This window comes from Mesorhizobium sp. WSM4898, assembly GCF_029625845.1.
Taxonomy (GTDB): domain Bacteria; phylum Pseudomonadota; class Alphaproteobacteria; order Rhizobiales; family Rhizobiaceae; genus Mesorhizobium.
The window spans coordinates 1,435,716-1,462,409 of record NZ_JARTVQ010000002.1 but is presented as its reverse complement, the minus strand read 5'-3'; the positions used below and the strand labels follow the sequence as shown (position 1 = coordinate 1,462,409).

Annotated in this window: 28 protein-coding genes; 15 read left to right on the top strand and 13 right to left on the bottom strand. The window is 64.3% G+C overall.

Features of this window, described 5'->3' with window-relative positions:
- Positions 1 to 29: 29 nt before the first annotated feature.
- The gene (ybaL, locus tag P9228_RS14440; protein WP_278054000.1) at positions 30 to 1,832 is read right to left on the bottom strand and encodes a YbaL family putative K(+) efflux transporter; all 1,803 of its coding nucleotides are present in this window, start codon (positions 1,830 to 1,832) and stop codon (positions 30 to 32) included.
- 212 nt (positions 1,833 to 2,044) lie between these two features.
- Complete coding sequence (locus P9228_RS14435) at positions 2,045 to 2,485, bottom strand: host attachment family protein (protein WP_164747059.1); 441 nt, start codon at positions 2,483 to 2,485, stop codon at positions 2,045 to 2,047.
- Positions 2,486 to 2,904: 419 nt separating this feature from the next.
- On the opposite strand from P9228_RS14435, the gene cysG reads away from it, so the two are divergent.
- From cysG to P9228_RS14405, 6 genes are all read left to right on the top strand, one after another.
- Positions 2,905 to 4,353 carry a siroheme synthase CysG gene (gene cysG, locus P9228_RS14430; protein ID WP_095800581.1) on the top strand — a complete coding sequence of 483 codons (1,449 nt, stop codon included), beginning with the start codon at positions 2,905 to 2,907 and terminating at the stop codon, positions 4,351 to 4,353.
- Positions 4,350 to 4,655 carry a DUF2849 domain-containing protein gene (locus P9228_RS14425; protein WP_095800580.1) on the top strand — a complete coding sequence of 102 codons (306 nt, stop codon included), beginning with the start codon at positions 4,350 to 4,352 and terminating at the stop codon, positions 4,653 to 4,655. The genes cysG and P9228_RS14425 overlap by 4 nt, the downstream gene beginning before the upstream one ends.
- A gap of 39 nt (positions 4,656 to 4,694) precedes the next feature.
- Positions 4,695 to 6,365, top strand: a complete 1,671-nt coding sequence (locus P9228_RS14420; protein WP_127216388.1) for a nitrite/sulfite reductase — start codon at positions 4,695 to 4,697, stop codon at positions 6,363 to 6,365.
- A complete protein-coding gene (locus tag P9228_RS14415) occupies positions 6,340 to 7,104 on the top strand; it encodes a phosphoadenylyl-sulfate reductase (protein ID WP_127403390.1) in 765 nt (254 codons plus the stop codon). Before P9228_RS14420 ends, P9228_RS14415 begins: the two co-directional genes overlap by 26 nt.
- 186 nt (positions 7,105 to 7,290) lie before the next feature.
- The gene (locus P9228_RS14410; RefSeq protein ID WP_278053998.1) at positions 7,291 to 7,824 is read left to right on the top strand and encodes a DUF934 domain-containing protein; all 534 of its coding nucleotides are present in this window, start codon (positions 7,291 to 7,293) and stop codon (positions 7,822 to 7,824) included.
- 242 nt (positions 7,825 to 8,066) lie between these two features.
- A complete protein-coding gene (locus P9228_RS14405; protein WP_278053997.1) occupies positions 8,067 to 8,687 on the top strand; it encodes a DJ-1/PfpI family protein in 621 nt (206 codons plus the stop codon).
- A gap of 40 nt (positions 8,688 to 8,727) precedes the next feature.
- On the opposite strand, the gene P9228_RS14400 is transcribed toward P9228_RS14405, so the two are convergent.
- Entirely contained in the window at positions 8,728 to 8,928 is a 201-nt protein-coding gene (locus P9228_RS14400) for a hypothetical protein (RefSeq protein ID WP_067318902.1), read from the bottom strand.
- A 219-nt stretch (positions 8,929 to 9,147) separates the two neighbouring features.
- Between P9228_RS14400 and grpE the strand changes: the two genes are divergently transcribed.
- Together grpE and P9228_RS14390 are read left to right on the top strand one after the other, a co-directional pair.
- Positions 9,148 to 9,798 carry a nucleotide exchange factor GrpE gene (gene grpE / locus P9228_RS14395; RefSeq protein WP_278053995.1) on the top strand — a complete coding sequence of 217 codons (651 nt, stop codon included), beginning with the start codon at positions 9,148 to 9,150 and terminating at the stop codon, positions 9,796 to 9,798.
- Between the two features lie 110 nt (positions 9,799 to 9,908).
- Positions 9,909 to 10,541 carry a trimeric intracellular cation channel family protein gene (locus P9228_RS14390; RefSeq protein WP_278053994.1) on the top strand — a complete coding sequence of 211 codons (633 nt, stop codon included), beginning with the start codon at positions 9,909 to 9,911 and terminating at the stop codon, positions 10,539 to 10,541.
- A gap of 108 nt (positions 10,542 to 10,649) precedes the next feature.
- Here P9228_RS14390 and P9228_RS14385 read toward each other — a convergent pair whose 3' ends face one another.
- The 6 genes from P9228_RS14385 to P9228_RS14360 all read right to left on the bottom strand — a co-directional run bounded on the left by P9228_RS14385 (position 10,650) and on the right by P9228_RS14360 (position 17,607).
- Positions 10,650 to 11,534 carry a GNAT family N-acetyltransferase gene (locus P9228_RS14385; RefSeq protein ID WP_082953625.1) on the bottom strand — a complete coding sequence of 295 codons (885 nt, stop codon included), beginning with the start codon at positions 11,532 to 11,534 and terminating at the stop codon, positions 10,650 to 10,652.
- Positions 11,535 to 11,720: 186 nt separating this feature from the next.
- Entirely contained in the window at positions 11,721 to 14,000 is a 2,280-nt protein-coding gene (locus P9228_RS14380; protein ID WP_278053992.1) for a PAS domain-containing hybrid sensor histidine kinase/response regulator, read from the bottom strand.
- 143 nt (positions 14,001 to 14,143) lie between these two features.
- Positions 14,144 to 15,133 carry an MDR family oxidoreductase gene (locus tag P9228_RS14375; protein ID WP_095823598.1) on the bottom strand — a complete coding sequence of 330 codons (990 nt, stop codon included), beginning with the start codon at positions 15,131 to 15,133 and terminating at the stop codon, positions 14,144 to 14,146.
- Between the two features lie 52 nt (positions 15,134 to 15,185).
- A complete protein-coding gene (gene lspA / locus P9228_RS14370) occupies positions 15,186 to 15,674 on the bottom strand; it encodes a signal peptidase II (RefSeq protein WP_067318893.1) in 489 nt (162 codons plus the stop codon).
- Between the two features lie 13 nt (positions 15,675 to 15,687).
- Positions 15,688 to 16,548, bottom strand: a complete 861-nt coding sequence (locus tag P9228_RS14365; RefSeq protein ID WP_127216572.1) for an RNA methyltransferase — start codon at positions 16,546 to 16,548, stop codon at positions 15,688 to 15,690.
- Complete coding sequence (locus P9228_RS14360) at positions 16,549 to 17,607, bottom strand: class I SAM-dependent rRNA methyltransferase (RefSeq protein ID WP_278053989.1); 1,059 nt, start codon at positions 17,605 to 17,607, stop codon at positions 16,549 to 16,551.
- Positions 17,608 to 17,731: 124 nt separating this feature from the next.
- On the opposite strand from P9228_RS14360, the gene P9228_RS14355 reads away from it, so the two are divergent.
- Both P9228_RS14355 and P9228_RS14350 read left to right on the top strand, forming a co-directional pair.
- The gene (locus P9228_RS14355; protein ID WP_127216574.1) at positions 17,732 to 18,442 is read left to right on the top strand and encodes a YafY family protein; all 711 of its coding nucleotides are present in this window, start codon (positions 17,732 to 17,734) and stop codon (positions 18,440 to 18,442) included.
- A gap of 69 nt (positions 18,443 to 18,511) precedes the next feature.
- Positions 18,512 to 18,892: a VOC family protein gene (locus P9228_RS14350; RefSeq protein WP_127216575.1), complete on the top strand. Its 381-nt coding sequence runs from the start codon at positions 18,512 to 18,514 to the stop codon at positions 18,890 to 18,892.
- 35 nt (positions 18,893 to 18,927) lie between these two features.
- On the opposite strand, the gene P9228_RS14345 is transcribed toward P9228_RS14350, so the two are convergent.
- The 4 genes from P9228_RS14345 to sppA form a co-directional block, all read right to left on the bottom strand.
- A complete protein-coding gene (locus tag P9228_RS14345; RefSeq protein WP_278053985.1) occupies positions 18,928 to 19,899 on the bottom strand; it encodes an ornithine cyclodeaminase family protein in 972 nt (323 codons plus the stop codon).
- 22 nt (positions 19,900 to 19,921) lie between these two features.
- On the bottom strand, positions 19,922 to 20,254 hold the full coding sequence (locus tag P9228_RS14340; RefSeq protein ID WP_278053983.1) for a DUF1049 domain-containing protein: 333 nt from the start codon (positions 20,252 to 20,254) through the stop codon (positions 19,922 to 19,924).
- Between the two features lie 60 nt (positions 20,255 to 20,314).
- On the bottom strand, positions 20,315 to 20,599 hold the full coding sequence (locus P9228_RS14335) for an integration host factor subunit beta (RefSeq protein WP_027165368.1): 285 nt from the start codon (positions 20,597 to 20,599) through the stop codon (positions 20,315 to 20,317).
- Between the two features lie 75 nt (positions 20,600 to 20,674).
- Complete coding sequence (gene sppA, locus P9228_RS14330; RefSeq protein ID WP_278053982.1) at positions 20,675 to 21,628, bottom strand: signal peptide peptidase SppA; 954 nt, start codon at positions 21,626 to 21,628, stop codon at positions 20,675 to 20,677.
- 306 nt (positions 21,629 to 21,934) lie between these two features.
- On the opposite strand from sppA, the gene lptC reads away from it, so the two are divergent.
- From lptC to raiA, 5 genes are all read left to right on the top strand, one after another.
- Positions 21,935 to 22,648: an LPS export ABC transporter periplasmic protein LptC gene (gene lptC / locus P9228_RS14325; protein ID WP_067004053.1), complete on the top strand. Its 714-nt coding sequence runs from the start codon at positions 21,935 to 21,937 to the stop codon at positions 22,646 to 22,648.
- Entirely contained in the window at positions 22,635 to 23,252 is a 618-nt protein-coding gene (locus P9228_RS14320) for an LptA/OstA family protein (RefSeq protein ID WP_067318882.1), read from the top strand. Before lptC ends, P9228_RS14320 begins: the two co-directional genes overlap by 14 nt.
- Positions 23,252 to 24,070: an LPS export ABC transporter ATP-binding protein gene (lptB, locus tag P9228_RS14315; protein ID WP_067318880.1), complete on the top strand. Its 819-nt coding sequence runs from the start codon at positions 23,252 to 23,254 to the stop codon at positions 24,068 to 24,070. Before P9228_RS14320 ends, lptB begins: the two co-directional genes overlap by 1 nt.
- Positions 24,071 to 24,259: 189 nt before the next feature.
- A complete protein-coding gene (gene rpoN / locus P9228_RS14310; RefSeq protein ID WP_278053160.1) occupies positions 24,260 to 25,789 on the top strand; it encodes an RNA polymerase factor sigma-54 in 1,530 nt (509 codons plus the stop codon).
- Positions 25,790 to 26,102: 313 nt separating this feature from the next.
- The gene (gene raiA, locus P9228_RS14305) at positions 26,103 to 26,687 is read left to right on the top strand and encodes a ribosome-associated translation inhibitor RaiA (protein WP_067004045.1); all 585 of its coding nucleotides are present in this window, start codon (positions 26,103 to 26,105) and stop codon (positions 26,685 to 26,687) included.
- The last annotated feature ends 7 nt before the right edge of the window (positions 26,688 to 26,694 follow it).

Here is a 26,694-nt window from a genome sequence, read left to right as displayed (position 1 = left end):
CTGATCCGCTTGGTTTGTGCAGGCGAGCGTCAGGCAGGCTGCGGCCTGATCTCGGCAGCGGCGTCGTCCAACCGAGCGGGTGACATGCCGGTAACCGCCTCGACGATGCCGCGTGCTATTTCGCGCTCGCCCATGATCACGGTGTCGGCGCCGAGAGCCTTGAGATGCTCGACCTCGGCATCGGAATGGGCGCGCGCAATGACGCTGATGCCGGGATTGGCCGCGCGCGCCCGCAGCACCACCTGTCCCGCCTCGAAGGCGTTGGGGATGGCGAGGATCAGCCGTTTGGCGCCTTCCGGATTGGCGGCCGCGAAGACGTCCGCATTGGCGGCGTTGCCGGCCACCGTTTCGACGCCCTCGGCCCTCAGCTTCGCCAGCGTCTTGTCGGCATCCTCGACAACCAGGAAGGGCAGGGCGGCTTGTTTCAGCGCGGCACCCACGAGGCTGCCGACACGTCCATAGCCGATCAGGATGGAATGGTCGGTGAGTCCCGTTCGCGGCGGCAGACCGTTCTCGCTTTCAGACACTGCCGCCGCCGAGGCCACCTGGCCGGGCTCGGTCGCCGGGCCGATCGGCCTTGATTCCTCGGGCTCTGCCGTGTTGCCGGCGCGCTTTTCCAGCCACGGCTTCATCCTATCGACGATCAGGAACATCAGCGGGTTGAGCAGGATCGACAGGATGGCGCCGGCCAGAATGAGGTCGCGGCCCTGTTCGGGCAGAAGCTTCAGCCCGACGCCGAGCTCGGCCAGTATGAAGGAGAATTCGCCGATCTGGGCAAGGCTGGCCGAGATAATCAGCGCGGTCGCGACCGGATAGCGGAAGGCGATGACGATGACGAAAGCGGCGAGCGATTTGCCGATGAGGATGATGGCTAAGGTCGCCAGGATCGGCAGGCCGTTGCTGACCAGGCTGAACGGATCGAACAGCATGCCGACGGAAACGAAGAACAGCACGGAAAAAGCGTCGCGCAGCGGCAGCGATTCTTCCGCCGCCCGGTGGCTGAGCTCGGACTCGCTCATGACCATGCCGGCGAAGAAGGCGCCGAGCGCCAGCGAGACGCCGAACAGCTTCGCCGCGCCGAAGGCGACGCCGAGCGCGATGGCAAGCACCGAGAGCCGGAACAGCTCGCGTGAGCCGGTATGGGCGACATAGTGCAGGATCCAGGGGATGACCCTGCGGCCTACGACCAGCATGACGACGACGAAGGCGACGACCTTGGCCAGCGTTATGCCGACCACGCCCCATATGCCGTGGCTGGCGGGCAGCGAAAGCAGGCTCGCATGGTCGTCGGCCTGCGGCTGGCCGCCAAGCACGCCGGCGAGCGCCGGCAAAAGCACCAGCGCCAGCACCATGGCCAAATCCTCGACGATCAGCCAGCCGACGGCGATGCGGCCGCGCTCGGTCTCGATCAGCCGCCGCTCCTGCATGGCGCGCAGCAGGACGACGGTCGAGGCGACGGAGAGCGCGAGGCCGAAGACAAGGCCGGCGCCGAGCGACCAGCCAAGCAGCCAGGCGAGGCCGACGCCGAGCAGCGTGGCAAAGCCGATCTGCACGACGGCGCCGGGCACGGCGATTGCGCGGACCGACAAAAGATCCTTCAGCGAGAAATGCAGGCCGACGCCGAACATCAGCAGGATGACGCCGATCTCGGCGAGTTCGTTGGCAAGGCTGGCGTCGGCGACGAAGCCCGGCGTGTTCGGACCGACCAGCACGCCGGCCACCAGATAGCCGACCAGCGGCGGGATGCGGAATCGGTTGGCCAATGCTCCGAAAACGAAGGCAAGCCCCAAACCGGCGACGATGGTGGCGATCAGGGGCGTGTCATGCGGCATTGTCTATGGAGCGCCTTTCGAGAATTCACGATGTCGATAAGCGCCGCCCGAGGGCCGTCGCCCCTTCGCAATATGGTCGGGGGAGGGGCGGTGACGCAACCACCGCTACACGGAAATCGGCGCCGCGATCGGGCGCCGGATGAGAAAATCAGAGCGAGCCGCCATGAGGGGGCCACGGCATCAATCCCCTGCTGTGCGTTCCTGCGTGCCGCTCAGGCCGCTTTGAGCAGATTCTCGATGTCGAAGACGGTATGATTGGTCAGCGTCTTGGGGATTTCGGCCTGCACTTTTTCACTGACTTCCTTGTGCAGCTTCTGACGCATCTCGCCGAGCACCTGCGGCGGCGCGATCAGCACGAGCTGGTCGAACTCACCCCGATGTGCAAGCTTGTAGAGCCGATCGGCAATATCGCTTGCGAAACGTTCCTTGCCGAGGCGATGCCAGTCGGTTTCTTCGATCGCGCTGCGTGGCCCTTCGGCATACCGGCCCGGTTTATCGGTGCCTTGCTCCCTGGTGGCGGGATTTTCCTGCTCCATCTCCTGAACCACCTCGAGGTTCGGAAACTTGCTGTCGCCTTCATTGCGGAGGAAAAGCGCCTTCTCGCCGTCGGCCACGACCACCCAGAGACCGCGTTTAAGCTTGATGTTCATGATTTTCCTCCTTGCCTTGAGCACAAATCGAGCCCCGCGAGAGCGGCTCGACCGACGGGATGGATCGTTAGCGAAACGTGCCGCCGAGCATGATAGTTCCGGATCAACTAACGACTGCAGGATGTGCTGCAAGCGGCAGCGATCTCACCCACCAGCAAGACGCGTCTTAATCTACTTAATTGGTAGAATTTAGAAAAAACCGTTTTGCCGTGTCGGCTGCACGGCGCTAAAAACTCTGCCGGATCAGTAGCTCTCGGAGAGGTGCCCGACCACCTCAAGCTCCGACGTAGAATTTTTTTCTCCTGCCTTTCGCGGCTGCGAAAAAGCGATTGCCTGCCATCAAGGGATGCGCGAGTGCTTGCCTTCTGGTTTTTCCCAGGCCCGCATAAAACTGCCAGACTGTTCTCGTACTGTTTATCGCCATGTCGCCAGCCAATGCCAAGCTCAACGCCTTCCCCGTCTTCCTGCGGGTCGACGGCGAAGCCGTGGCCATCGTCGGCAACGGCGAGGAGGCACTGGCCAAGGCCAGGCTGCTTGCTCAGTCAAACGCGACGCTGCGCATCATTGCGGACAATGCCGATCCCGAGCTTCTGAATTTCATTGCAACCGCCGGCGCTGTCCACGTCGATGTCGCCTACGATGCCGCGCACCTCGAGGACGCGGCCATGGTGTTTGCCGCCAGCGGCGACGAGGCGCTCGACCGCCGCGTGGTCGAAGACGCCCGCCGGCTGGGCATTCCGGTCAACGCCGTCGACCGGCCTGAGCTCTGCGATTTCTTCACACCGGCGCTGGTCAACCGCGCGCCGGTCGCCATCGCCATCGGCACCGAGGGCGCCGGCCCTGTGCTGGCGCAGCTGCTGCGGGTGCGCATCGATCGCATGCTGTCGCCGTCGCTTGGCCGGCTGGCAGCCTTGGCGTCGTCGTTTCGCACTGCTGCCGAGCGGCTGCCGAAGGGCAATCGCCGCCGCCAGTTCTGGAGCGATTTCTTCGCCGGCCTCCCGGCCAAGGCGGTTGAAGCCGGAGAGTTCGCCAGGGCGCATAGTGCTGCGCTCGAACTTCTGACTTCGGACGCGCCGACCGCAGGTCACATCGCTCTGGTCGGCGCCGGCCCGGGCGCGGAGGATCTTTTGACGCTGCGCGCCCACCGCCTGCTGATGGAGGCCGACGCGATCGTCTATGACGCGCTGGTGCCGGAAGCGATCGTCGCCATGGGGCGCCGCGATGCCGAGCGCTTGCCTGTCGGCAAGCGCAAGGGCTGCCATTCCAAGAGCCAGGAAGAAATCAACGCTCTGCTCATCGAGCTTGGCCGCGCCGGCAAGCGCGTGGTGCGGCTGAAATCAGGCGATCCGCTTGTGTTCGGGCGGGCGGGCGAGGAAATGGCAGCACTTCGCGAGGCCGGCATCGCCTATGAGGTGGTTCCGGGCGTGACCGCCGCCTTCGCCGCGGCCGCCGATTTCGAATTGCCGCTGACGCTGCGCGGCGTGACGTCCTCGATGGTGTTCACCACCGGGCATGACCTCAAGGGCAACTCACTGCCCGATTGGGCAAAGCTTGCCATTTCCGGCGCCACCGTCGCCGTCTATATGGGCCGCTCGGTTGCAGCCGAAGTCGCCGGCCGGCTGATCGAAGCCGGGCTGTCGCCCGATACCGCCGTCGCCGTGGTGGAGAATGCCAGCCTTGGCAATCGCCGCCGCTTCCACGGCACGCTCGCCGACCTGCCGTCGCTGGAAGCGCGCGCCGATCTTACCGGTCCGGTCATGACCATCATCGGCGACGCGGTCGCCGGCGCCAATTTCGAACAATCCGAGCCGCTTGCGGCGCACACGCGTGAAGATACGGCCGGCGTAGCGGCCGAAGGAGTTGAGCAATGAAGGTTCTGACCGCGAACAGGCTCTCGGACGGTATCGCCGTCTGGTACGCCGATGGCGGCTGGGCGGAGACCGTCACTCGTGCCGACATCGCCCATGACAAGGCGGCGGAGGATCGGCTCGAGGCCATCGGCGCCGCGGCCGCTGCCAACAACGAAGTCGTCGACGTCAACCTGATCGATGTGACCGTGATCAACGGCGCGGTCGAGCCGGTGCGGCTGCGCGAGAAGATCCGCGCCGCGGGCCCCACCATCCGCACCGACCTCGGCAAGCAGGCGAGCCCGGCTCCGGCACGGGCGGCATAGACACAAGAAAGCGGGCGGACGCGCCCTGAAAGACGAAGCATGTACCGTTACGACGAGTTCGACCAGGATTTCGTAAAGGCCCGCGTCGCCGAGTTCAGCGACCAGGTGCAGCGCCGGCTTGCCGGCGAGATCACCGAGGACCAGTTCCGGCCGCTCCGGCTGATGAACGGCGTCTATTTGCAGCTGCACGCCTATATGCTGCGTATCGCCGTGCCCTACGGCACGCTGAACAGCAGGCAATTGCGCATGCTCGGCCACATCGCCCGCAAATACGACAAGGGCTACGGCCACTTCACCACGCGCCAGAACATCCAGTTCAACTGGCCGGCGCTGTCCGACATCCCGGCGATCCTTGCTGATCTGGCGAGCGTCGAGATGCATGCCATCCAGACCAGCGGTAACTGCATCCGCAACGTCACCGCGGACCATTTCGCCGGCGCGGCCGCCGACGAGGTTGCCGATCCGCGTCCCTATGCGGAGATCCTGCGCCAGTGGTCGTCGGTGCATCCGGAGTTCTCGTACCTGCCGCGCAAGTTCAAGATCGCGGTGACCGGCGCCGAGCGTGATCGCGCCGCCATCCAGACGCACGACATCGGGCTGCATCTGAAGAAGAACGCGGCCGGCGAACTGGGCTTTGCCGTCTATGTCGGTGGCGGCCAGGGCCGCACGCCGATGGTCGCCAAGAAGATCCGCGACTTCCTGCCGGAAGCCGAGCTGTTGTCCTACTGCACGGCGATCCTGCGCGTTTACAACCTCTATGGCCGCCGCGACAACAAGTACAAGGCGCGTATCAAGATCCTCGTCCACGAGACCGGGGTCGAGGAGATAACCCGCCAGATCGAGGCCGAATGGCAGGAGTTGAAGGACGCGGAGCTGAAGCTGCCGGACGCCGACATCCAGGCGATCAATGCTTATTTCGCGCCGCCGGCATTGCCTGACCGGCCGGAAGGCGACGCGCAGGTGAACGAGGCGCGGCTCGATTCCAAGAGTTTTTCGGAGTGGCTCGACCAGAATGTCATAACGCATCGCCACCCCGACTATGCGGCGGTGACGATCTCGCTTAAGGGCATCGGCGAGGTGCCCGGTGACGCCTCCGACAGCCAGATGGAGGCGGTTGCCGACATCGCCGAGAAATACGCCTTCGACGAGCTGCGCGTCAGTCACGAGCAGAACCTGATCCTGCCGCATGTGGCGCGCGCCGACCTCAAGGCCGTCTATGACGCGCTGGTCGAGATCGGCTTGGCGACGGCCAATTCCAACCTGATCAGCGACATCATCTCTTGCCCCGGCCTCGACTATTGCGCGCTTGCCACGGCGCGTTCGATTCCGGTCGCGCAGGAAATCTCGCGCCGCTTCGCCTCGCTGGAGCGGCAGCGCGAGATCGGTGAGCTGAAGCTGAAGATCTCCGGCTGCATCAACGCCTGCGGCCACCACCATGTCGGCCATATCGGCATTCTCGGCGTGGAGAAGAAGGGCTCCGAGCTCTACCAGGTCACGCTCGGCGGCTCGGCCGACGAGAACACGTCGGTCGGCGAGATCATCGGCCGCGGTTTCTCTTCGGAAGAAATCACCGATGCCATCGAGCAGATCGTCGACACCTATCTCGGCCTTCGGCTCAATCCCAGTGAACGTTTTATCGACGCCTACCGCCGTGTCGGTCCCGCGCCGTTCAAGGAGGCGCTCTATGCTGGCGAAACCAAGGCCGCTTGACCGGATCGGCGGCGTCGAGGCCGGCGTTGCCGCGGAAGCGGCGGGGCTCGACGCGCTGCTCGGCCATCTGAAGCCGATCGAGATCATCGAGCGCTCGGCGCGTGAATTTTTCCGCGGCGAGGTTGCCGCCGTGTCGTCCTTCGGCGCCGATTCGGCAGTCCTCCTGCACATGATTGCCGAGATCGACCGCTCGCTGCCGGTGATCTTTCTCGACACCGGCAAGCATTTCGAGGAGACGCTGGGCTACCGCGACGCGCTGGTCGCCGATTTCGGCCTGACCGATGTGAGAGTGATCAAGCCGGACGAAGCGGCGCTCGAACGCGTCGATCCGACCGGCAGGCTGCATGAGACCGATACCGACGCCTGTTGCAACCTGCGCAAGGTCGAGCCGCTGGCGCGTGGCGTCGAGCCGTTCCGCGCCTGGTTCACCGGGCGCAAGCGCTTCCAGGCTTCGACGCGCGCGGCACTCCCGGTCTTCGAGGCCGTCGGCTCGCGCATCCGCATCAATCCGCTCGCGCATTGGACGACATCCGACCAGGCCGACTACATGCGCGCGCATGCGCTGCGCGAAAACCCGCTGGTCGCCTATGGCTATCTGTCGATCGGCTGCTTCCCCTGCACGCAGCCGGTACAGCCAGGCGAGGATGCGCGCAGCGGCCGCTGGGCGGGGCACGCCAAGACCGAGTGCGGCATCCATCTGTCGGGGCTGGAGAAGTCGCTGACCGACGCATCACTTTAAGGACAGCCGCTACTCAGGTGAGGCCGGCCTGCAAATGGCGGGTTCCTGCGCTTTCGGAGCTCGCGTAGTTGAAGTACGCTCCGCTCCCGTTCTCGAAAGCCACCATTTTCGACTCCGGGCCGACCTGAACAGCGACATATCCTTTCATTCTTAGGGCATTAGGATCTTAGGGCATTAGGAATTTTGATGACTGAGCCGACCAAATCGGAAACCCGCCTCTGGACCCCGAACGGTTTCCGCGAGGACGAATGGACCCATGCCGAGAGCGCCGAAGCGCTTGCCAGCAATGGCCGCTTCATCCTCCCGTTGCAGGCCTTTCTCGGGCTCGATGACGATATCCGCAGGTCGGCCAAGGAGCGCCTCGGCGTGCTCCTGCTCCCCGGCGACGAGCTCGACAAGATCGTCGGCCTGCTCGACCAGCTGTCGCTGGTGGCGCTTGCCTTCCCGGCCTTCAACGACGGCCGCTCCTTCTCCAAGGGCGAATTGCTGCGCACCCGGCATAACTTCAAAGGCGCGGTGCGCGCCACGGGCCAGGTCCTGGTCGATCAATTGCCGCATATGCTGCGGCTCGGCTTCGACGAGTTCGAGGTCTCCAATCCGGTGCTGTTGAAGCGGCTGGAGGAAGGGCGCACAGGAGGCTTGCCAGTCTATTACCAGCCGGCGGTAGAGCCGGAAGCCAAGGGCCCGAAATATTCCTGGCGGCGCAAACGCCCGGGCTGAGCCGTCCCCGCGCTGACCGCCGAAGGCAGCCATCCGGTAAACCAAGGGAGCCTGCAGCTTTGGTCTGACCAAGCACCTTGCTTTTGACGTCTTGGCGCGGTCGGTTCAGTTCTACGCGCCTCTTTGCAACAATCTGGTCAGACCACTTCTGCGAATTTCACTTTCTCTTTTGCCGTCTTGCCCTTAGGATACGGTGATTATTTCGCGCTCCGAAATAAACAGCCGGCAAAGGAGGAAACGGCATGGCAGGCAAGAAGATACTGATGCTCGTTGGCGAGTTCAGCGAAGAATACGAGATTTTCGTTTTTGAGCAGGCGATGCATGCGGTCGGCCACACAGTCCATGTCGTCTGCCCGGACAAGAAGGCCGGCGACGTGCTCAAGACCTCGCTGCACGACTTCGAGGGCCATCAGACCTATACGGAAAAGCTCGGCCACGACTATATCCTCAACAAGACATTCGCCGAGGTGAATCCCGCCGATTACGACGCGGTCTACGCTGCGGGCGGACGCGGGCCGGAATATATTCGCATCGACAAGCGCGTGCAGGCGCTGGTCAGGCATTTCCACGAGGCCGGCAAGCCGATCTTCACCATCTGCCACGGTGTGCAAATCCTGATCGCGGTCGACGGCGTGGTGCGCGGCAGGGAGGTGGCGGCGCTGCAGTATTGCGAGCCCGAAGTGACGCTTGCCGGGGGCACCTATATCGACGTGTCGCCGACCGGCGCGCATGTCGACGGCAATCTGGTTTCGGCAAAGGGATGGCCCGGCCTTGCGTCGTTCATGCGGGAGTGCCTCAAGGTGCTTGGCACCGAGATCCGTCATGGCGAGGCTCTGATGCGCGACGAGCGCAGAGCCGCATAGCTCCTCAGCGCCTTACGCTGTGGAACTGGGGAAGGGCGGTCTAGTGCTGCCGCTGGCCGTCCGCCTTGTCCGTCTCGGCGCCGTCCAGGCGGTCAAGCAGATCCGTGAACTGCTTGGGCACTTCTTTTTCCAGGCGAAATGCCGGAAGCGTGCGCAGAAGGCGCTTGGTCGCTTCGGTGCCAACCTGTCGCCTGATATCGTCGGCGAGCTTGGCGCGCCTTTCGCCGATGTTGCCCTTCATGGTCCCAAAATCCTGTGTCGGCTTCGAAACTCTCGCAGCCCGGCAATGGTTCCCGCATAGGCCCCTTAGTGGCAAGCAAAGCCGTCCGGTACGGTAAAATTTGAATTAATTTGGAACGATCGCGGAAGGGCCGTCATCGGTGCTTGCCCCTTGATTTTTGGCCCCTAAACCTCGATATCGGGCGCAAATCCAAACCAATCCGAATGACGGGAAACGGCGATGAGCGACCAGGCAAAAGACGAACGCGCGCCCGAGGAAATCGAAGCCAACCAGGCTTCCGAGGCCCGGGCTTCCGGCGAACGTGCGGAAGGCGGCGTCGACGGCGACTATGAGGCGCTTGTGCGGTTGCTGAAGGAAAACGAGGAACTGAAGGACCGGGCGCTTCGCGTAGCTGCCGAAATGGAGAATCTGCGGCGCCGTACCGCGCGTGATGTACATGACGCACGCACCTACGCTGTGGCCAATTTCGCGCGGGACATGCTGTCGGTGTCGGACAATTTGCGCCGCGCGCTGGAAGCCATTCCGACCGAGGCCAAGGCCTCCGGCGATGCCGGCTTCAAGGCGCTGATCGAGGGCGTCGACCTCACCGAGCGCGCCATGCTGGCGGCGCTGGAGCGGCACGGGGTGAAGAAGCTTGCGCCCGAAGGCGAGAAGTTCGACCCGAACTTCCATCAGGCGATGTTCGAAGTGCCCAACCCCGACGTTCCGGCCGGGACCGTGGTCCAGGTCGTGCAACCCGGCTATTCGATCGGCGAGCGCGTGTTGAGGCCGGCGATGGTCGGCGTCTCCAAGGGCGGCCCAAAGGCCGCCGCCGCCGAAGCGCCAGTCGAGCCGGGTCCGGTGAACGAGCAGGCCGAGAAGGATGCGTGAAGGGAGCCAATAGCGAATAGGGAATAGCGAACAGGGAAGGCGGTTCCAACCGCACCGCTTCGTGATATTCACTGTGCACTGACTATTCGCCAATCACTATTCGCTCGCCCATGAATCCCATCGAGCTGCTCGACTATGCCGGCGTCGCCGTCTTCGCGGCGACCGGCGCGCTTGCCGCGTCACGCAAAGAGCTCGATATCATCGGCTTCCTGTTTCTGGCCAGCATCACCGGCATCGGTGGCGGAACGCTACGCGACTTCATTCTCAACCTGCCGGTGTTCTGGGTCGCCAACAGCGGCTATGTGCTGATCTGCGCCGTGATGGCGGTGCTTGTCTTCTTCAGCGCCCATCGTGTGGAATCCCGCTACAAGCTGCTGCTCTGGCTCGATGCGATCGGGCTTGCCGCCTTTGCGGTGATGGGGGCTGCAAAGGGCCTGGCGATCACCGGCTCGCCGGTCGTGTCGGTCATCACCGGGGTGCTCACCGCGACCTTCGGCGGCATATTGCGCGACCTGATCGCAGGCGAGCCTTCCGTGCTGCTCAGGCCCGAAATCTATGTCACGGCGGCGCTTGCGGGCGCAGCGCTCTTCACGTTTGGCGATCTCGTTGGCATGTCGGCCCTGCCATCCAGCCTGCTCGGCTTTGCGGCGGCCTTCCTGGTGCGGGGCGGGGCGCTCAAGTTCGGCTGGTCGTTCCCGGCCTATAAGAGCCGGCCGGGGCGAAGGCCGGAGGATATTCCGTGATAGCAAACAACGAATAGCGAATAGAGAGTAGCGAATGGGCTGTTGTAATCAGCCTACTATCGCTACTTCCTCCGCTATTCGCTATTCGCTATTCGCTATTCGCCAGACTCACGCCGCGAAACGCTGGCCTTCGCCGCCATAGTAGTTGACGTAGCGGGCGCCGATCTCCTTGACCGGCATGACAACGAAAATGTCGACGGTGGAGAATTCGTGGTCGATGACGCAGCCGTCGCCGATGCGGGCGCCGACACGCAGATAGCCTTTGACGAGCGGCGGCATGGCGGCGATCGCGGCCTTGGCATTGACCGCCTCGATCGGCATCAAGTCCATCGAGCAGTAGCGGCCGGCCACCGCCCGGACATCCCAGGCCTGGTCGGTGCGGCAGTGATGGGCGAGATAGGTAAGCGCCTCCGCATGCGCCGCCGGCACGGTGCCGTGGAAGGAGGCGCAGCCGGTCATCACGCCGATGCCATAGTGGTTGATATAGGCCCAGATGCCTTGCCAGAGCGCCTCGATGGTGCGCTTGGAGCGGTATTCCGGCAGCACGCAGGAGCGCCCGAGTTCCAGGAAGCGTTGGCCCGGATGGCGCGCCACCAGCTTCGTCAGCTCGAACTCGCCCTCGGAGTAGAAGCCGCCCGCCGCGGTGGCGATCTCCTGCCGCAGCAGGCGATAGGTGCCGACGATACGGCGGTGCTCTGGGCCGGGAAGCGAGGTGTCGAAAACCAGGAGATGATCGCAGAGCGGGTCGAAGCGGTCGGCATCGCGCCGATCCTGCGCCTGGAACAAATCCTTCCTCGCGCCGAGCTCGTCATAGAATACCCGATAACGCACTTCCTGGGCGGCGGCGATCTCGGCCCCGTTGCGGGCGAGCCGCACTTCCAGGTTGCCGATGCGGCCCAGCGGTGCGCCGCTTGCGAAAGCGTCGGCGGCACGCGCGCCGAGAAGGGCGCTGGCGTTCGGCCGAGTATCGCATTCAGGCATGACTGTATGCACGAGTGATTCTCCTTCGAGCCATCCCTCTTGGCACGGGGATACGGTGTAGGTGCAACAGGATTGTGACAGTACCGTGATACGGTGATCCCGGCAATACTTCGTCGGCTGGGCAATACCCTCAACCGGCTATCTTATGGCTGCGAAAGCCAAGCAATCCAAGGCGTTCCGGAAAGTCTAAAAAATTCGTTACGCCGCTGCCTGGCTCTCGACGGCCTGGACGAGCGCATCGGGGTCGAGAGGCTTGGTGACGAAGCCGCTGGCGCCGTGGGCCAAAACCGTGTGGCGCGTCTTTTCCTGGCTGTCGGCGGAAAGCACCATGATCGGGATCGGCGGCACGGCAAGCGCTTCCTCATGGCGGCGGATGGCGGCGATCGCGTCCAGCCCGTCCATCACCGGCATGTGGAGATCCATCAGCACGACATCGAAACGATGCTTGAGGCCGGCGTCGGTGACGGCTTCGACCGCGGCCTTGCCGTTGCTGACGATCTTGACGCGATGTCCAGCCTTGAGCAGCGTGGCGCGGGCAAGCATCGCGTTGATGTCATTGTCCTCCGCGATCAGCACGGACAGGCCCTTGTCGCGGCGGCGGACGGACGCGGTGCCGCGCGGTTCCGACCGCGGCTCGGCGGGTGCCGGCACATGGCTGGTCAACAGCACGCGCAGCAGCGTTTCGCCGCGCACCGGCCGGGCGAGGAACGTCGCGTAGCCGTTGGCGCGGAATTCGCCAAGCATGCCGCGATCGGCGGGTGCGATCAGGGTGATGGCCTGGCAGTCGACAAAACCGCTCTGACGCAGCCGCTTGAGCAGGCGGCCGTCGCTGTTCTCGAGCGCGGCGTCGACCAGAAGCACGTTGCAGCCGGCGGCGAAGGCAATGGCCTGGTCCGGCGTGGCCGCGATCTCGACGGCACCGCCATGCGCGTGGATGGTGCGAGCGATGGCATCGGCCTCGACGGCATTCTTGGACACGATCACCGCGCGTCGGCCCGAGAGGATGTCCCGGCGATACTGTGGCGGTTGGGTTGCCGCGGTCGCCGGAATGTCGAAGACGAATTCGGATCCCTCGCCTAGCCGGCTCGAAACCGAGATCGTGCCGCCCATGGCGATCACCAGGCGCTTGGAGATGGCGAGGCCGAGACCGGCGCCGCCGTGCACCCTGGTCGAAGTACCGTCGGATTGCTCGAATTCCTCGAAGATGCGCTCCATATCCTCTTCGCGCAGCCCCGGACCGGTGTCGGCGATGGTGAAGCGGATGCGGTCGGTGCTCTCGGTGCTGGCGCGCGCGACGGTAAGCAGCACGCCGCCTGTGTCGGTGAACTTGACGGCATTGCCGATGAGGTTGAGCAGCACCTGGCGCACGCGACCGGGGTCGGCGGTGATCATCTGCGGCACGTCGGGTTCGACGTGACAGCCGAGGCCGATGGTCTTGAAGAAGGCCTTCGCGGCCAGCAGCTCGATGATGTTGTCGGCGATCTCACGCAGTGATGTCGGCTGCGGCTCGGGATCGAAGCGGCCGGCCTCGATCTTGGAGTAGTCGAGCAGATCCTCGATCAGCGCCAGCAGCGAGCTTGCGGAAGTCGAGACGGCGCCGACATAGGTACGCTGCTCGGGCGACAGGTCGGTGTCGGCAAGCAGCTTCGCCATGCCCATGATGCCATTCATCGGCGTGCGGATCTCGTGGCTGACGGTGGCAAGGAAGCGCGACTTGGCCTGGCTGGCGTATTCGGCCCGCTCGCGGGCGGTGATCAGCGACGATTCGGCGCGCTTGCGGGCGGTGATGTCACGGGCGATCGCCCGGTGCGAAACAGCACCGGTGTCCCTGTCCCGCACCGAGAGCTCGATCCAGGAGAACCAGCGCGGCCCGTTCGGCGTGCGGATGGCGACATCGGTGGAGCTCAGGCATTCATGATCCGAAAAGGCGGCCTCGGGCACGACGCCGACGTCGATGCCGAGCTCGGAAAGCGTCTTGCCTGCGAGGTCGCGCTGATCGATCTCGACGAGCGAGGCGAACACCTTGTTGGCGTAGACGATGTGGCCGTCGCGGTCGCGATGGACAACGAGGTCGCCGAGCGCATCGATCAGACCGCGAAAACGCTCTTCGCTCTCCTGCATCTCCCACATGCGATCGGCGAGGGTCTCGATCTCGGCGCGGCTACGGGCGGCCGTCTCGTCGAGAAGTGCGGCGGTGCGCCGCTCGGCGCGCTGGTTGCGCAGATGCATCATCAGGCCGCCCAGACCCGTCGCCAGGAGGCCTATGGTGATGAAGATCGGCGCTCCGGTGAGATGCGCCAGCCCGGCCAGGACGACTATGGCGACGATCGTCAGGAACGGCAGGCCTTCATGACTGTCCGCTTGCAATGCGGGGACCAGCGGCGGCGCGACAAGCACCTGCCGCTTCGGCGCGTCAGGACCCAGTCCGTCGTCGCCTGCGGCTTTGCTGTCCTGTCTGAAGTCGGAGTCCGCGAGCATGCGGAAAACCTTGCCAGACAGAGATTATGGAAGATTGCGGCGGATCGTTCGAATTTTAGTCGTCCGTGCCGATAACCGGCAGTTTTTGCCTGATTTTGGGCAGTTCGGACGGGAAATCGCCGAACGCTATTCCTGGGATCGCCCTACAGATCGACGACCACGCGGCCTCTGATCCTGCCCTCCACAATATCGCGCGCAGCGCCGATGATGCCGTCGAAGCCGATCGAGCGCGACAGGGTCGACAGTTTCTGGAGGTCGAGGTCGGCGCCGATGCGGCGCCACGCCTCGAGGCGGACCGCTTTCGGCGCCATGACGGAATCGATGCCGAGCAGCGATACGCCGCGCAGGATGAAGGGGGCGACGCTCGTCGGAAGGTCCATGCCGCCGGCCAGGCCGCACGCGGCGATCGCGCCGCCATAGGACGTCATCGACAGCACGTTGGCCAGTGTATGGGTGCCGACCGAGTCGACGCCGCCGGCCCAGCGTTCCTTGGCCAGCGGCTTGGCCGGCTGGCTGAGGTCGTCCCGTGAGATCACCTCAGCCGCGCCGAGGTCGATCAGATAGGGGCTTTCAGCATTGCGCCCGGTCGAGGCGATCACATGGTAGCCGAGGGTGGAAAGGATCGAGATGGCGACCGAGCCGACGCCGCCGGCGGCCCCCGTCACCACCACCGGTCCGCGATCCGGCACGATGCCATGCCGCTCCAGCGCCATGACGGCGAGCATTGCCGTATAGCCGGCGGTGCCGACTGCCATCGCATCATGCGGGCTCATCCCGTCGGGCAGCGGCACCAGCCAGTCGCCCTTGACGCGGGCGCGGGCGGCAAAGGCGCCGTAATGCGTCTCGCCGACGCCCCAGCCATTGAGGATGACCTTGTCGCCCTTGCGCCAGTCGGGGTGCGAAGATTCGATGACAGTGCCGGCGAAATCGATGCCGGGCACCAGCGGCCAGCGGCGCACGACCGGGGCCTTGCCGGTGATGGCCAGCCCATCCTTGTAATTCACCGTCGTCGCCTCGACGGCGACGGTGACATCGCCTTCCATCAGGTCAGCTTCGGTGAGGTCGACGATCTCGACCGACTGCTTCTTCTCGGCGTCGCGCGAAACGAGGATGGCTTTGAAGGTATCGGACACTTTGGTCTCCTCGTTTTGTTTGAAACAAATTTGCGGCGGTGGCCGCGCTTGGTCAATTGCCTGGATCCTGGGACCTGGTTTCCCGCCGCCAGCCGATCAGCTCGTCGAACACGACCAGCGCGGCGCCGACCGAAATGAAGGCGTCGGCAAAGTTGAACACCGCGAAGGACCAGACCGGCGTGTGGAAAAGAATATAGTCGATCACGTGGCCGTAGACCGCGCGGTCGATCAGATTGCCGAGCGCGCCGCCGACGATCAGGGCGAAGCCGATCCGGGCAAGGACGTGGCCGGCGGGCGTGCGCACCGCCAGATACAGCACGAAGGCGACGACAAGCGCGGCGATGGCCACCAGGCCGGTGTCGCCGAAGGACGAGAACATCGAGAAGGCGATGCCGGTGTTGTAGGTGCGAAACAGCGCCAGGAAAGGCAGAAGATCCACCTTTTCCTGGAAGGCGAGGCCGTTTTCCACCAGCTGTTTTATCCACTGGTCGAGTGCGATAGCGAGCACGACCAGCAGGGCGTAAGGGGACCAGGATTTCACGTTTTCGCAGCCCTCATCGCGAGTCGGCAGTGGGGTCGAGCTTCAACGCGCCACGCCGGATTTCGAACAGCATGACGCCGGTGGCAACCGCCAGATTGAGAGAATCGGCGCGTCCGGCCTGCGGGATCCTGAGCAGCCGGTCGCAACTGTCGGCAAGGCTGTCGGGCAGGCCCTGCTGCTCATTGCCCATCAACAGCAGCACCGGGCCTCTCGAAAAGTCGACCGACCGGTAGTCGACCGCGCCCTTCAGATGCGTTCCGGCGACGAGGCCCGGAAAGTCGCGCCGCCAGGCCAGAAAAGCCTGCTCCGTCGCCTTCGCGACCGGCACGGCAAAGATCGAGCCCATGCTGGCGCGCACGGTTTCCAGCGAAAACGGATCGGTGGTGTCGCCGACCAGGATGACGCCCCTCGCGCCGACGGCGTCGACGGTACGGATGACGGTGCCGAGATTGCCGGGATCGCGAACGCGGTCGAGCGCGACCCAGACGTCGCCGTCCGTGGCGCGGATATCCTTCAGCGGCAACGTCTGCTGGACGAAGACGCCTACGACCATTTGCGGATTTTCCCGGCGGGTGATTGCCGCCAGCACCTTTTCCGAGACTTCGAGCACAGTGCCGCCGGCGGCGACAGTGCGCGCCGCGACCTTTTCTATCGCCGCGTTGCCGCGCCCGGCCTTGGCGAAGACGAGCGTCCTGATCGACCAGCCGAGGTCGAGTGCGTCGATGACCAGCTTCAGGCCTTCCGCCATGAAGGCGTTTTGCTGGTCGCGAAACTTCTTCAGCGCCAGCGCCTTGATGTCCTTGACCAGCGGATTGGCGAGGCTGGTGACTTCCTTGACCTGCCCGACGGGCCGGGCGCCATCATGCGGGACCATTCAAGCCACCCAGCGCGAGAACAACGAGGTCGACAGCGCGCGGCCGGCGGATTTCTCGCGGATGATCAGCTCGCCGGATTCGACCGTGCCGCCCATGCCGGCGAAGGCGTCCCGCATCAAGGCATGAATGGCGAAGAAGGAGGCGCGGATCGAATATGAGGTCAGCACCACGGCGATCGGCTTCGGCGTCAGGATCGAGCGGCAGAGATCGGTGAGGCCCGGCAGATCCTCGAACAATTGCCAGACTTCGCCCTTGGGACCGCGGCCATAGGCGGGCGGGTCGAAGAGCACGATGTCGTAGTGGCTGCCACGGCGCTCCTCACGCTCGGCGAACTTAACCGCGTCCTCGACGATCCAGCGGATCGGCTTGTCGGAGAGGCCGGCTCTCTCCTGGTTCTCGCGCGCCCATCCGATCGCCTTTTTCGAGGCGTCGACATGAGTGACCTCTGCGCCGGCGCGCGCCGCCACCAGCGAGGCAAGGCCTGTGTAACCGAAGAGGTTCAGCACCTTGATCGGTCGCTTTGCCGCGGCGATCAGGCCGGCCATGTGGTCCCAATGCGAGGCTTGTTCGGGAAAGACGCCGACATGGCGGAATGAGGTGAAGCGGCCGAGATAGTCGATGCCGTCATGCTTCATCGGCCAGGTCTCGCCGAGCGGCGTTTTTGGAAAACGCCAGCGGCCGATGCCTTCCTCGTCGGTGTCGCCGGTGAAGATGGCGTCGGCGCGCTGCCATTCCTTGGCGGGAAGCGCCCGCTGCCAGATAGCCTGGCCTTCGGGGCGCACGATGCGGTAGGGCCCATACTGCTCCAGTTTTTCGCCGGCGCCGCTGTCCAGCAGAGCATAGTCGGCATTCGGCGCGACCTCGAGGATCAGCGGCAGGCGCTCGGCGGGCAACGGGCCTTCGCGGCGGGCGAGGGGGCGCTGCGCTGGTTCTGCTTCCTGACGACGATGCGGCTCCGGCCTCTCCGGCGAAGCCGCCTCCCGCAGCCGCGACTGGCTGGAGGGATTCGCCGGCTGGCGCGGACGGTTGTCGCGGTTTCGGTCGCGAAAGGACTTCAAGAACAATCTCCGGAACGGCACGCCGCTTTTGGCATAGGCCCTTGACCTTCGCAACCGCATGGTCCGGCGCTGTTCTGTCGCGATGCGATGGACCTCGCCCGAAGAAACGGGCAAGTCTCCGGTCATGTCCCGTTCCGAACGCCTGCTCGACCTGATCCAGATTCTGCGCCGCCACCGCCGGCCGGTCAGCGGCCGCGCGCTTGCGGAGGAAATGGCCGTGTCGATCCGCACGCTCTATCGCGACATCGCGACGCTGCAGGGGCAGGGCGCGCCGATCGAAGGCGAAGCGGGGCTGGGCTATGTGCTGAAGCCCGGCTTCATGCTGCCGCCGCTGATGTTCACCGACGAGGAGATCGAGGCGATCGTGCTCGGCTCGCGCTGGGTGGCGAAACAGCCGGACAAGCGGCTGGCCGCGGCGGCGGCGGATGCATTGTCCAAGATCGCGGCGGTGTTGCCGGACGATCTGCGTGAGGATCTCGACACCACGACGCTGCTGGTCGGGCCAAATTCAGCGAGCGGCGAGGCGATCGATCTCGGCATCGTCAGGCAGGCGATCCGCAGCGAGCGCAAGCTAGGCTTCCTCTATCGCGACGCCGGCGGCGCGTCGTCTGAGCGCATGGTATGGCCGTTCGCGCTCGGCTTCTTCGACAAGGTGCGGGTGATGGTGGCGTGGTGCGAGATGCGCCAGGATTTCCGGCATTTCCGCGCCGACCGCATGGCCAATCTCGCAGCCACCGAGATCCGCTATCCGCGCCGCCGCCAGGCGATGCTCAAGGAATGGCGAGCGACGCACGATGAATCGGCCCGGAAAACGGCGCAGGAGCCTGCTGGCTGATCGCTGCTGCCAGAATCTGACAGTGGGATGATCTAGCTTGGCCAAGGTTCAAACACCTTGGAGATCGACATGACCACGCCCATTTTCGTCATCCTCTATGTCGACAGCCCCGAGAAGAGCGGCGCGTTCTACGCCTCGCTGCTCGGGCGCCAGCCGGTAGAGGCCTCGCCCACCTTCGCCATGTTCGTCCTCGACAACGGCTTCAAGCTCGGCTTGTGGTCGCGCCACACGGTTGAACCGGCGGCCGCCGCCGCGGGCGGGGGCGGCGAGCTCGTGCTTGCGATGGAGAATGCGGCCGCGGTCGACGCCACGCATGCGGACTGGGCGGAACGGGGTTTGAAAATCCCACAGGCGCCGGTCGATCTCGACTTCGGGCGCACCTTCGTCGCGCTCGATCCCGACGGTCATCGGCTGCGTGTCTATTGGCCGAACGAGGCAGCAGGGCAGTAGGAGGGTAGGTGTGAGCTTCTCACTACCCTATCCTCTTACTTGCTTGTGCTGAGCGCCTTGTAGACGGCGATGCCGGCGGCGAGATCTTCAAGCGCTGCGCCGACGGACTTGAACAGCGTGATCTCGCTATCGCTTTGCCGGCCCTGTTTCTCGCCACGCGCCAGTTCGTGCAGGTCGGCGATGACCGCTTCCGGCTTCAGGACACCGGAAGCCAATGGCTGCACGATGTCGCCGGCCTCCTTGGTGGCGCCGGCGCGGGTATCGACATAGACGCGGGCGCGGGAAATGGCATCGTCGTCGCTCTCGCGCATCTGCGGCGTGAAGCCGCCGACCAGGTCGACATGGGCGCCCGGCTTCAGCAGCGCGCCCTTGATCAGCGGCGCGGTCGTGATCGTCGCCGACGAGACGATGTCGGCCTCGCCAAGCTCGGTTTCGAGGTCGCCTGCCACGCTTGCTGGAAAGCCTTCGGCATGCAGCGCTGCCGCGACCTTTTCGGCATTGGCCGGCGTGCGGTTCCAGATGCGGATCGACTTAACGGGCCTCACCGCCGAATGCGCCTTGGCGAGGAAGGGTGACAGCGCGCCGGCGCCGATCACCAAGAGCCGCGAGGCGTCCTCGCGGGCGAGATAGGATGCGGCGAGCGCCGAGGCGCAGGCGGTCCGCCATTGCGTCAGCCGCTGGCCGTCGATCAGAGCCTGGGGTTCGCCGGTCACGCCGTCGAGCAGCAGATAGAGGCCCATCACCGCCGGCTTGCCGATCGCGTTATTGTCCGGCGAGACGGTGACGATCTTGACGCCGATATGGCCGCCGGCCGAGGTGCCGGCGGCGTCGAAGTCGGTCCAGGCCGGCATCAACAAAAGCGTCGAGGCGGCGCCGTCCGGCCGCTCGATCGCGTGATGGTGGCGCACCGGCTGCACGGCGCCTTCGCGGAAGGCGGTGCGCAGTGTCTCGACCAGACCTGAAAAGGTCAGCGCGCGGTCGACCTCGGCGGCCGAAATAGTCAGCATGGAAAGCTCCGTAAGGCGCTGTTTAGTTCGTCGGCTTGGGCAGCGCCGGTCCTTTCGGCGCAGCGGGTGCGCGGCTCACTGCCTGGCGCAAGTTCTCGGACTCCAGCCCGCGCTGGCGCGCGAGCTTGCGGTAGCGGCCCTGCTTCACCCAGGTCGCCATGCTACCGACGATCATGCCGATGGCCAAAGCCAGGAACAGCAAGATGAAGAGCGGCAAATTCAGCGTCAGCGCCGGATTGCCAGGGTGGAACGGGTCGAGCGTGAAGGCGACGAGGCCGCGATTGGCGACGGCAAGCGCGATCAGGATGACGGCCAGCGGCACGAAGACCACGACGAGCATGACGCGATTGAACATCAAATCTCCTGGAGGTGGCTTAAACGCCGAAACGTCGTTTCCGACCTGCCGGCGCGGCGCCTATTTGCCGCCGTTCAGCCTTTCGCGCAACTCCTTGCCGGTCTTGAAGAACGGCACCCACTTCTCCTCGACCTCGACGGATTCGCCGGTGCGGGGGTTGCGGCCGGTGCGGGCAGGACGGTTTTTCACCGAAAAGGCACCGAAACCGCGCAACTCGACCCTGTTGCCTTCGGCGAGCGCGTCGGTGATCTCGTCAAAGATCGCGCCGACGATGTTTTCAACGTCGCGGAGGAAAAGATGGGGGTTGCGCGCGGCAATGATCTGCACAAGCTCGGACTTGATCATGAACGTTCCCCGTAAACCACTGCGGTCAAATATCAGGATGATTTTATTGCTTTATTTGGCTCGTCCCAATGGTTGTCAAGGGTGCCAGACCGAAACGAGACCGTCAAGGAACAAGCGGTCGGCGCCAAGCTCGTGAATGATGTCGCCGCCGGCATCCGGCAGGCCGAGCGCGTTGGCGACGGCTTTGGTCATGCTTCTCGAAAACAGGAGGCCGTGCCCCTCCGTATCCTTCCATTCGACGACCTTGAGCTTGCTGTCGACGCCTTTGGTCGCCAGCCAGTTGATCGCCTCGGGTTCGCCGCCAACGGCATCAACCAAGTGATTGGCGAGCGCCTGGCGGCCGGTGAAGATCGAACCGTCGGCCAGCGCCTGCGCCTGCTCGCGGGTCATCTTGCGCCGTTCGGCGACAATGCCGACGAACCAGTCATAGCTGTCGAGGATGAGCTTGCGCACCATGGTGCGCTCGTCGTCATTGGTCGGCTTGAACGGCGAGGGCGCAGCCTTGAGCGGCGAGGACTTCACTTCCTCGAGCTTGATGCCGAGCTTGTCCATCAGGCCGCTCACGTCGGGATACTGGATCAGCACGCCGATCGATCCGACGATCGAGGTCTTGCGGGCGACGATGTGGTCGGCCGCGCTTGCGATCATATAGCCGGCGGACGCGGCCAGCGTGCCGACCTCGGCCACCACCGGCTTGTCGGCGGCGAGCTTGCGCACTTCCTCATAGATCGACTCGCCGCCAACCGTGGTGCCTCCGGGCGAATCGATCGACAGGATGACGCCCTTCACCGTTGCGGATTTGCGGATCGTCTCCAGTCTTTTGATCAGCTCCTCGTCCTCGGTGATGGTGCCTTCAATCTTGACCTTCGCGATGTGGTCGATCGCCTGACCGGTGAAATCGTCACCATAGATCCATGCCGAAAACGCGATCAGAGCCGCCGCCACAATCACAAACGCGGTCACGCGCCAGAACGTCAGCTTGCGGCGCAAGCGGCGGCGGTCGATCAGGTCGTCGGCTCTCATTGCCATGGTCAGCCTCACATTCGGTGGGAAAGGACGCTTTTAAAGCAACCATCCGCGCGGGGCTACCGTTTCCTGACGCCCTGGCCCTGACAGGTCTTGGCGCAACGCGGCGGTCACGACGACCTCACGAAAAATTAACGCAGCCCGTTCCTATCTGCTATGAAGAGCTGGCAGTGCAGCCGGATTCGTCCTAGTCGTACGGTAGTAGCCGTCACATTTTTGCAGTTTTCCTCCGCTTGTGCTTGCTTGCGGGGACCGGCATACCACCTATAGGCGGTGTTTGGCGGGGCAAGGGCTCATTAGAAAATAGTCATGTTGGCGCGATCTGACGAAACGAGCGATGCCGAAACGGTATCGGCTGCCGCTGGCGAAAGCGGCACGCGCGGCGATGCGTTCGATCGTGCGCAGCGGCATTCGCGCCGCGTGCGCGTGTTGAAATTCGCCGTGCCGCTGCTGGCGGCGGCAATTGCGATCGCCTTTCCGGTCTATTCTTATCTCGCCGCGCCGGTGTCGATCTCGGTGCAGGCCGACGGCACGGCGTTTTCGGACGGCAAGCTGGTGATGGCCAACCCCAAGCTCAACGGCTTCACCAAGCAGAAACTGCCTTATTCGCTGACGGCGACCAGGGCGACACAGGATGTCGGCAAGCAGGGTATCATCGACCTCGAAGGCATCAATGCCAAGCTGCCCGTCGCGAGCGACAATGTGGTGGCGGTCAACGCCGCGCATGGCATCTACGACCGCGACGCCAACACGATGGACCTCACAAGCGATGTCCTGGTGACGACGAGCGACGGCATGGAAGCCAAGTTCAAATCGGTCTTCCTAGACATGGGCAAAGGCTCTATGAAGACCGACAATCCGGTCGATGTCAGCCGCGGCGGATCGCGCATCACCGCCGACTCGATGTCGGTGGAAGAAAACGGCAAGGTCGTGGTCTTCGAGAACCGGGTGCGCGTCAACATCGACGCGGCAAGTCTGAAGGCGGCAGAGGCAAAGGGCGGAGAGCAGAATGCGTCGCAGTAGTTCGGCAAGGCTTGCAGCGGCGGCCTCTCTCTTCATGTTGCTCGGGGCGGCGCCGGCGCTTGCCCAATCCGGCGGCACCAGCCAGATGTCCGGCCTGAAATTGTCAGGCGACCAGCCGATCCAGATCGAAAGCGACAAGCTCGAGGTCCGCCAGGCCGACAGCGCGGCTATCTTCAGCGGCAACGTCACCGTCAATCAGGGGCCGACGCTGCTCAAGGCCGGCAAGATGACGGTCTATTACGTCAAGGATCCAAACGCTCCCAAGGGCGCGGCGGCGGGCGCATCGGCGATGACCGGGGCAGCCAATATCGACCACCTCGTGGTCGAGAACAAAGTCTATATTAAATCGAACGACCAGATCGCCACCGGCGACAAGGGCACGTTCGACATGAAGACCCAGGTGCTCGTTCTTTCCGGCAGCGAAGTCGTGCTCTCGCAGGGCGACAACGTGCTCAAGGGCTGCAAGCTCACCGTTCAGATGAAAAGCGGCCTTGCCAATGTCGACGGCTGCGGCACCGGCGGTCGGGTCATTATGTCGATTACGCCGCAGAAGCAGGGCTCGCCCCAAAAGGGCACGGCCCAGCAGGGAGCGTCGAGCAACTAATGGTCGGCGTATCGTCGCTGCTGGCCCGCCTCCCGGGGCGGACGGCCGCAAAAGCGTCTGCGCCGGCGACGATCGGCGCCGACAAGGCAAAGTTCAAGGGCACCCTGATCGCCAAGGGCCTGACCAAGAGCTATAAGGGCCGCAAGGTGGTGAGCGGCGTGACGCTCGGCGTGCGGGCCGGCGAGGCCGTCGGACTGCTTGGGCCCAACGGCGCCGGCAAGACCACCTGTTTCTACATGGTCACCGGTCTCGTGCCGGTGGACGAAGGCACGATCGAGATCGACGGCTTCGACGTCACCTCGATGCCGATGTACCGGCGCGCCCGCCTCGGCATCGGCTATCTGCCGCAGGAAGCGTCGATCTTCCGGGGCCTCAACGTCGAGCAGAACATTCGCGCCGTTCTGGAAGTGGTGGAAAAGAGCCGCAAGGAACGCGAGCGCACGCTCGACGAGCTGCTCGAGGAATTCCACATCAGCCATCTGCGCAAGGCGCCGTCGATGTCGCTGTCCGGCGGCGAAAGACGCCGCCTCGAGATCGCGCGGGCGCTGGCCACACGGCCGGCCTATATGCTGCTCGACGAGCCCTTCGCCGGTATCGATCCGATCGCGGTCGCCGACATCCAGCAGCTCGTCCGCCATCTGACCGCGCGCGGCATCGGCGTGCTGATCACCGACCACAATGTGCGCGAGACGCTCGGCCTGATCGACCGCGCCTATATCATCCATGCCGGCCAGGTGCTGACGCATGGCCGCGCCGACGAGATCGTCGCCAACGCCGATGTGCGGCGGCTCTATCTCGGCGAGGGTTTTACGCTCTAAACGCGAAATTCCGGTTCCGCGGCAATTTCTCGCTGAATTTTCCGGCTTTACGCCTGCTCTGCCCGCGAATAAAGGCTCCGGTAAGCCGTCTCTGCTAGCGTTTGCCTTGACAAGCAAAAGCCGGGCCAGTTTCTATTCCCGACCGAAAAACGGCAGCTCGATGCGTAGACGAGGCGTTTGAATCCAACCATGGCGCTGGCGGCCAAACTGCAGCTCAGACAGTCCCAGTCGCTGGTGATGACGCCCCAGCTGATGCAGTCGATCCGGCTGCTGCAGCTCACCCATGTCGAGCTCGAGCGCTTCATCGACGAGGAAATCGAGCGCAATCCGCTCTTGGAGCGGGCCGAGCCGCAGGACGATGCGGGCGGCGACCAGCCGCAGAAGAGCGAGACCGCTCCAGAACCCGCCGCCGGGGACGACTGGTTCGAAAGCGAGACGGAATGGAGCGCCGAGGCGATCTCGGAAAAGCTCGACTCTTCGCTGGAGAACCTGTTTCCCGACGATCCCGGCACGAGCGAAAAGCTCGGACCGGATCTCACCGCCCAATGGAAGTCGGCATCCGCGGGCAGCGCCGGCGGCGCTTCGTCGGAAGGCTTCGACGTCGGCGAGATGGCCGCGACCATCGTGACGCTGCGCGAGCATGTCGGCGAACAGATCGCGCTTGCCTTCTCCAAACCCGCCGAGCGCCTGATTGCCGGCGAGCTTGCCGACAGCCTCGACGAAGCGGGCTATCTGCGCGCCGATCTGGAAGAGATTGCCGCGCGGCTGGGGGCGGACATGGGAGCGGTCGCGCGAGCGCTCGCGGTCTGCCAGACCTTCGAGCCGGCCGGACTGTTTGCCCGCGACCTCGCCGAATGCCTGTCGCTGCAGCTTGCCGCACGCGACCGGCTCGATCCGGCGATGAAGGCCCTGGTGGCTAATCTCGAACTCCTGGCGCGGCGGGATTTCCAGACGCTGAAACGCATCTGCGGCGTCGACGAGGAAGACCTTCTCGACATGCTGGCCGAGATACGGGCTCTCGATCCGCGTCCCGGCACCGCGTTTTCGGGCGGCGCGAGCGACGCCATCGTTGCCGACGTCGAGGTGCGGGCCGCTGCCGACGGCAGCTGGGCGGTGGAGCTCAACGCCGACACGCTGCCGCGAGTTTTGGTCGATCATGTCTATTTCGCCCGGGTTTCCGGCCATGCCAAGGACCAGGCGGAAAAGGAGTTTCTGGCCGAATGCCTGCAGAACGCCAACTGGCTGACGCGCAGCCTCGACCAGCGGGCGAAGACGATCCTGAAAGTGGCTTCGGAAATCGTGCGCCAGCAGGACGCGTTCCTCGTCCATGGCGTGCGGCATCTCAAGCCGCTCAACCTGCGCACGGTGGCCGACGCGATCGGCATGCATGAATCGACGGTGAGCCGCGTCACTGCCAACAAATACATGCTGACGCCTCGCGGCGTGTTCGAGCTGCGCTATTTCTTCACCGCTTCGATCGCCTCGGCGGAAGGCGGCGAAGCGCATTCGTCGGAAGCCGTGCGTGACCGCATCAAGCAGCTGATCGACGAGGAAAAGCCCGCCGATGTGCTTTCCGACGACGCTATCGTCGACATGCTGCGGGAAAGCGGCGTCGACATCGCCCGCCGCACGGTCGCCAAATACCGGGAAGGCATGAACATTCCTTCATCGGTGCAGCGGCGCCGGGAGAAGCGGGCGCTGGCCAACGCCGGGCGATAGGGCAGTTGATATTTATCGGGCCTGACCTAGTTTGGTCCGAGCTGAGGAATGGCGATTTTTCACAGTTTTCGTGTTTCATTGACAAGCTGCAATGAAGTGTCTAGAAGCCCGCCCGCATGAGCCGGGCCGTGATGCCCGCCTCGCGAATGGCTCCGTCAAAGCGAAGGCCTCGGACGGCCAGAAGGCGACTTGTGATCAACCGGAAAGTTCGGGTCTAAAATCGGCGCGCGTGCCGCCGCAAAGCTTGTGCGCGCGCACCACGGGTATAAACTTGGGACAGTTTGAAGCCTGAGCAGGGAAGGTCAGTTTTCAGATGAATCTGCGCATTTCGGGAAAACACATGGACATCGGCGATGCGTTCCGTACGCGCATCAACGATCGTGTCAACGAAGCGATTGAAAAATATTTCGATCGGGGTTTTTCAGGACATGTAACGGTCATCAAAGCAGGGTCGCGCTTCTCGGCCGATTGCATGATCCGCCTCGATTCCGGCGCCTCGCTGCAGGCGACCGGGGACGCCCAGGATCCCACGCTTGCCTTCGAGGCGGCCGCCGATCGCCTCGAAACGCGGCTCAGGCGCTACAAGCGCCGGCTGAAGTCGCACAATTCCAGCAACGGCAACGGCGAATCCACCGACATCGCCTACGCCGTGATGGAGCCGCTCGCCGACGACGAAGAGGAAATCCCGGAGAACTTCGCTCCGGCCATCGTCGCCGAATCGACCGTGACGCTTCGCACCATGTCGGTGGCGTCTGCCGTCATCGAACTCGATACCAAGGACAGCCCGGTTTTCGTCTTCCGCAACGCCGGAAACGACCACGTCAATATTGTCTACCGCCGGCCGGATGGAAACATCGGCTGGATCGATCCGTCGACCACCAAAGTCGCGCAGGGATAAGAAAGCC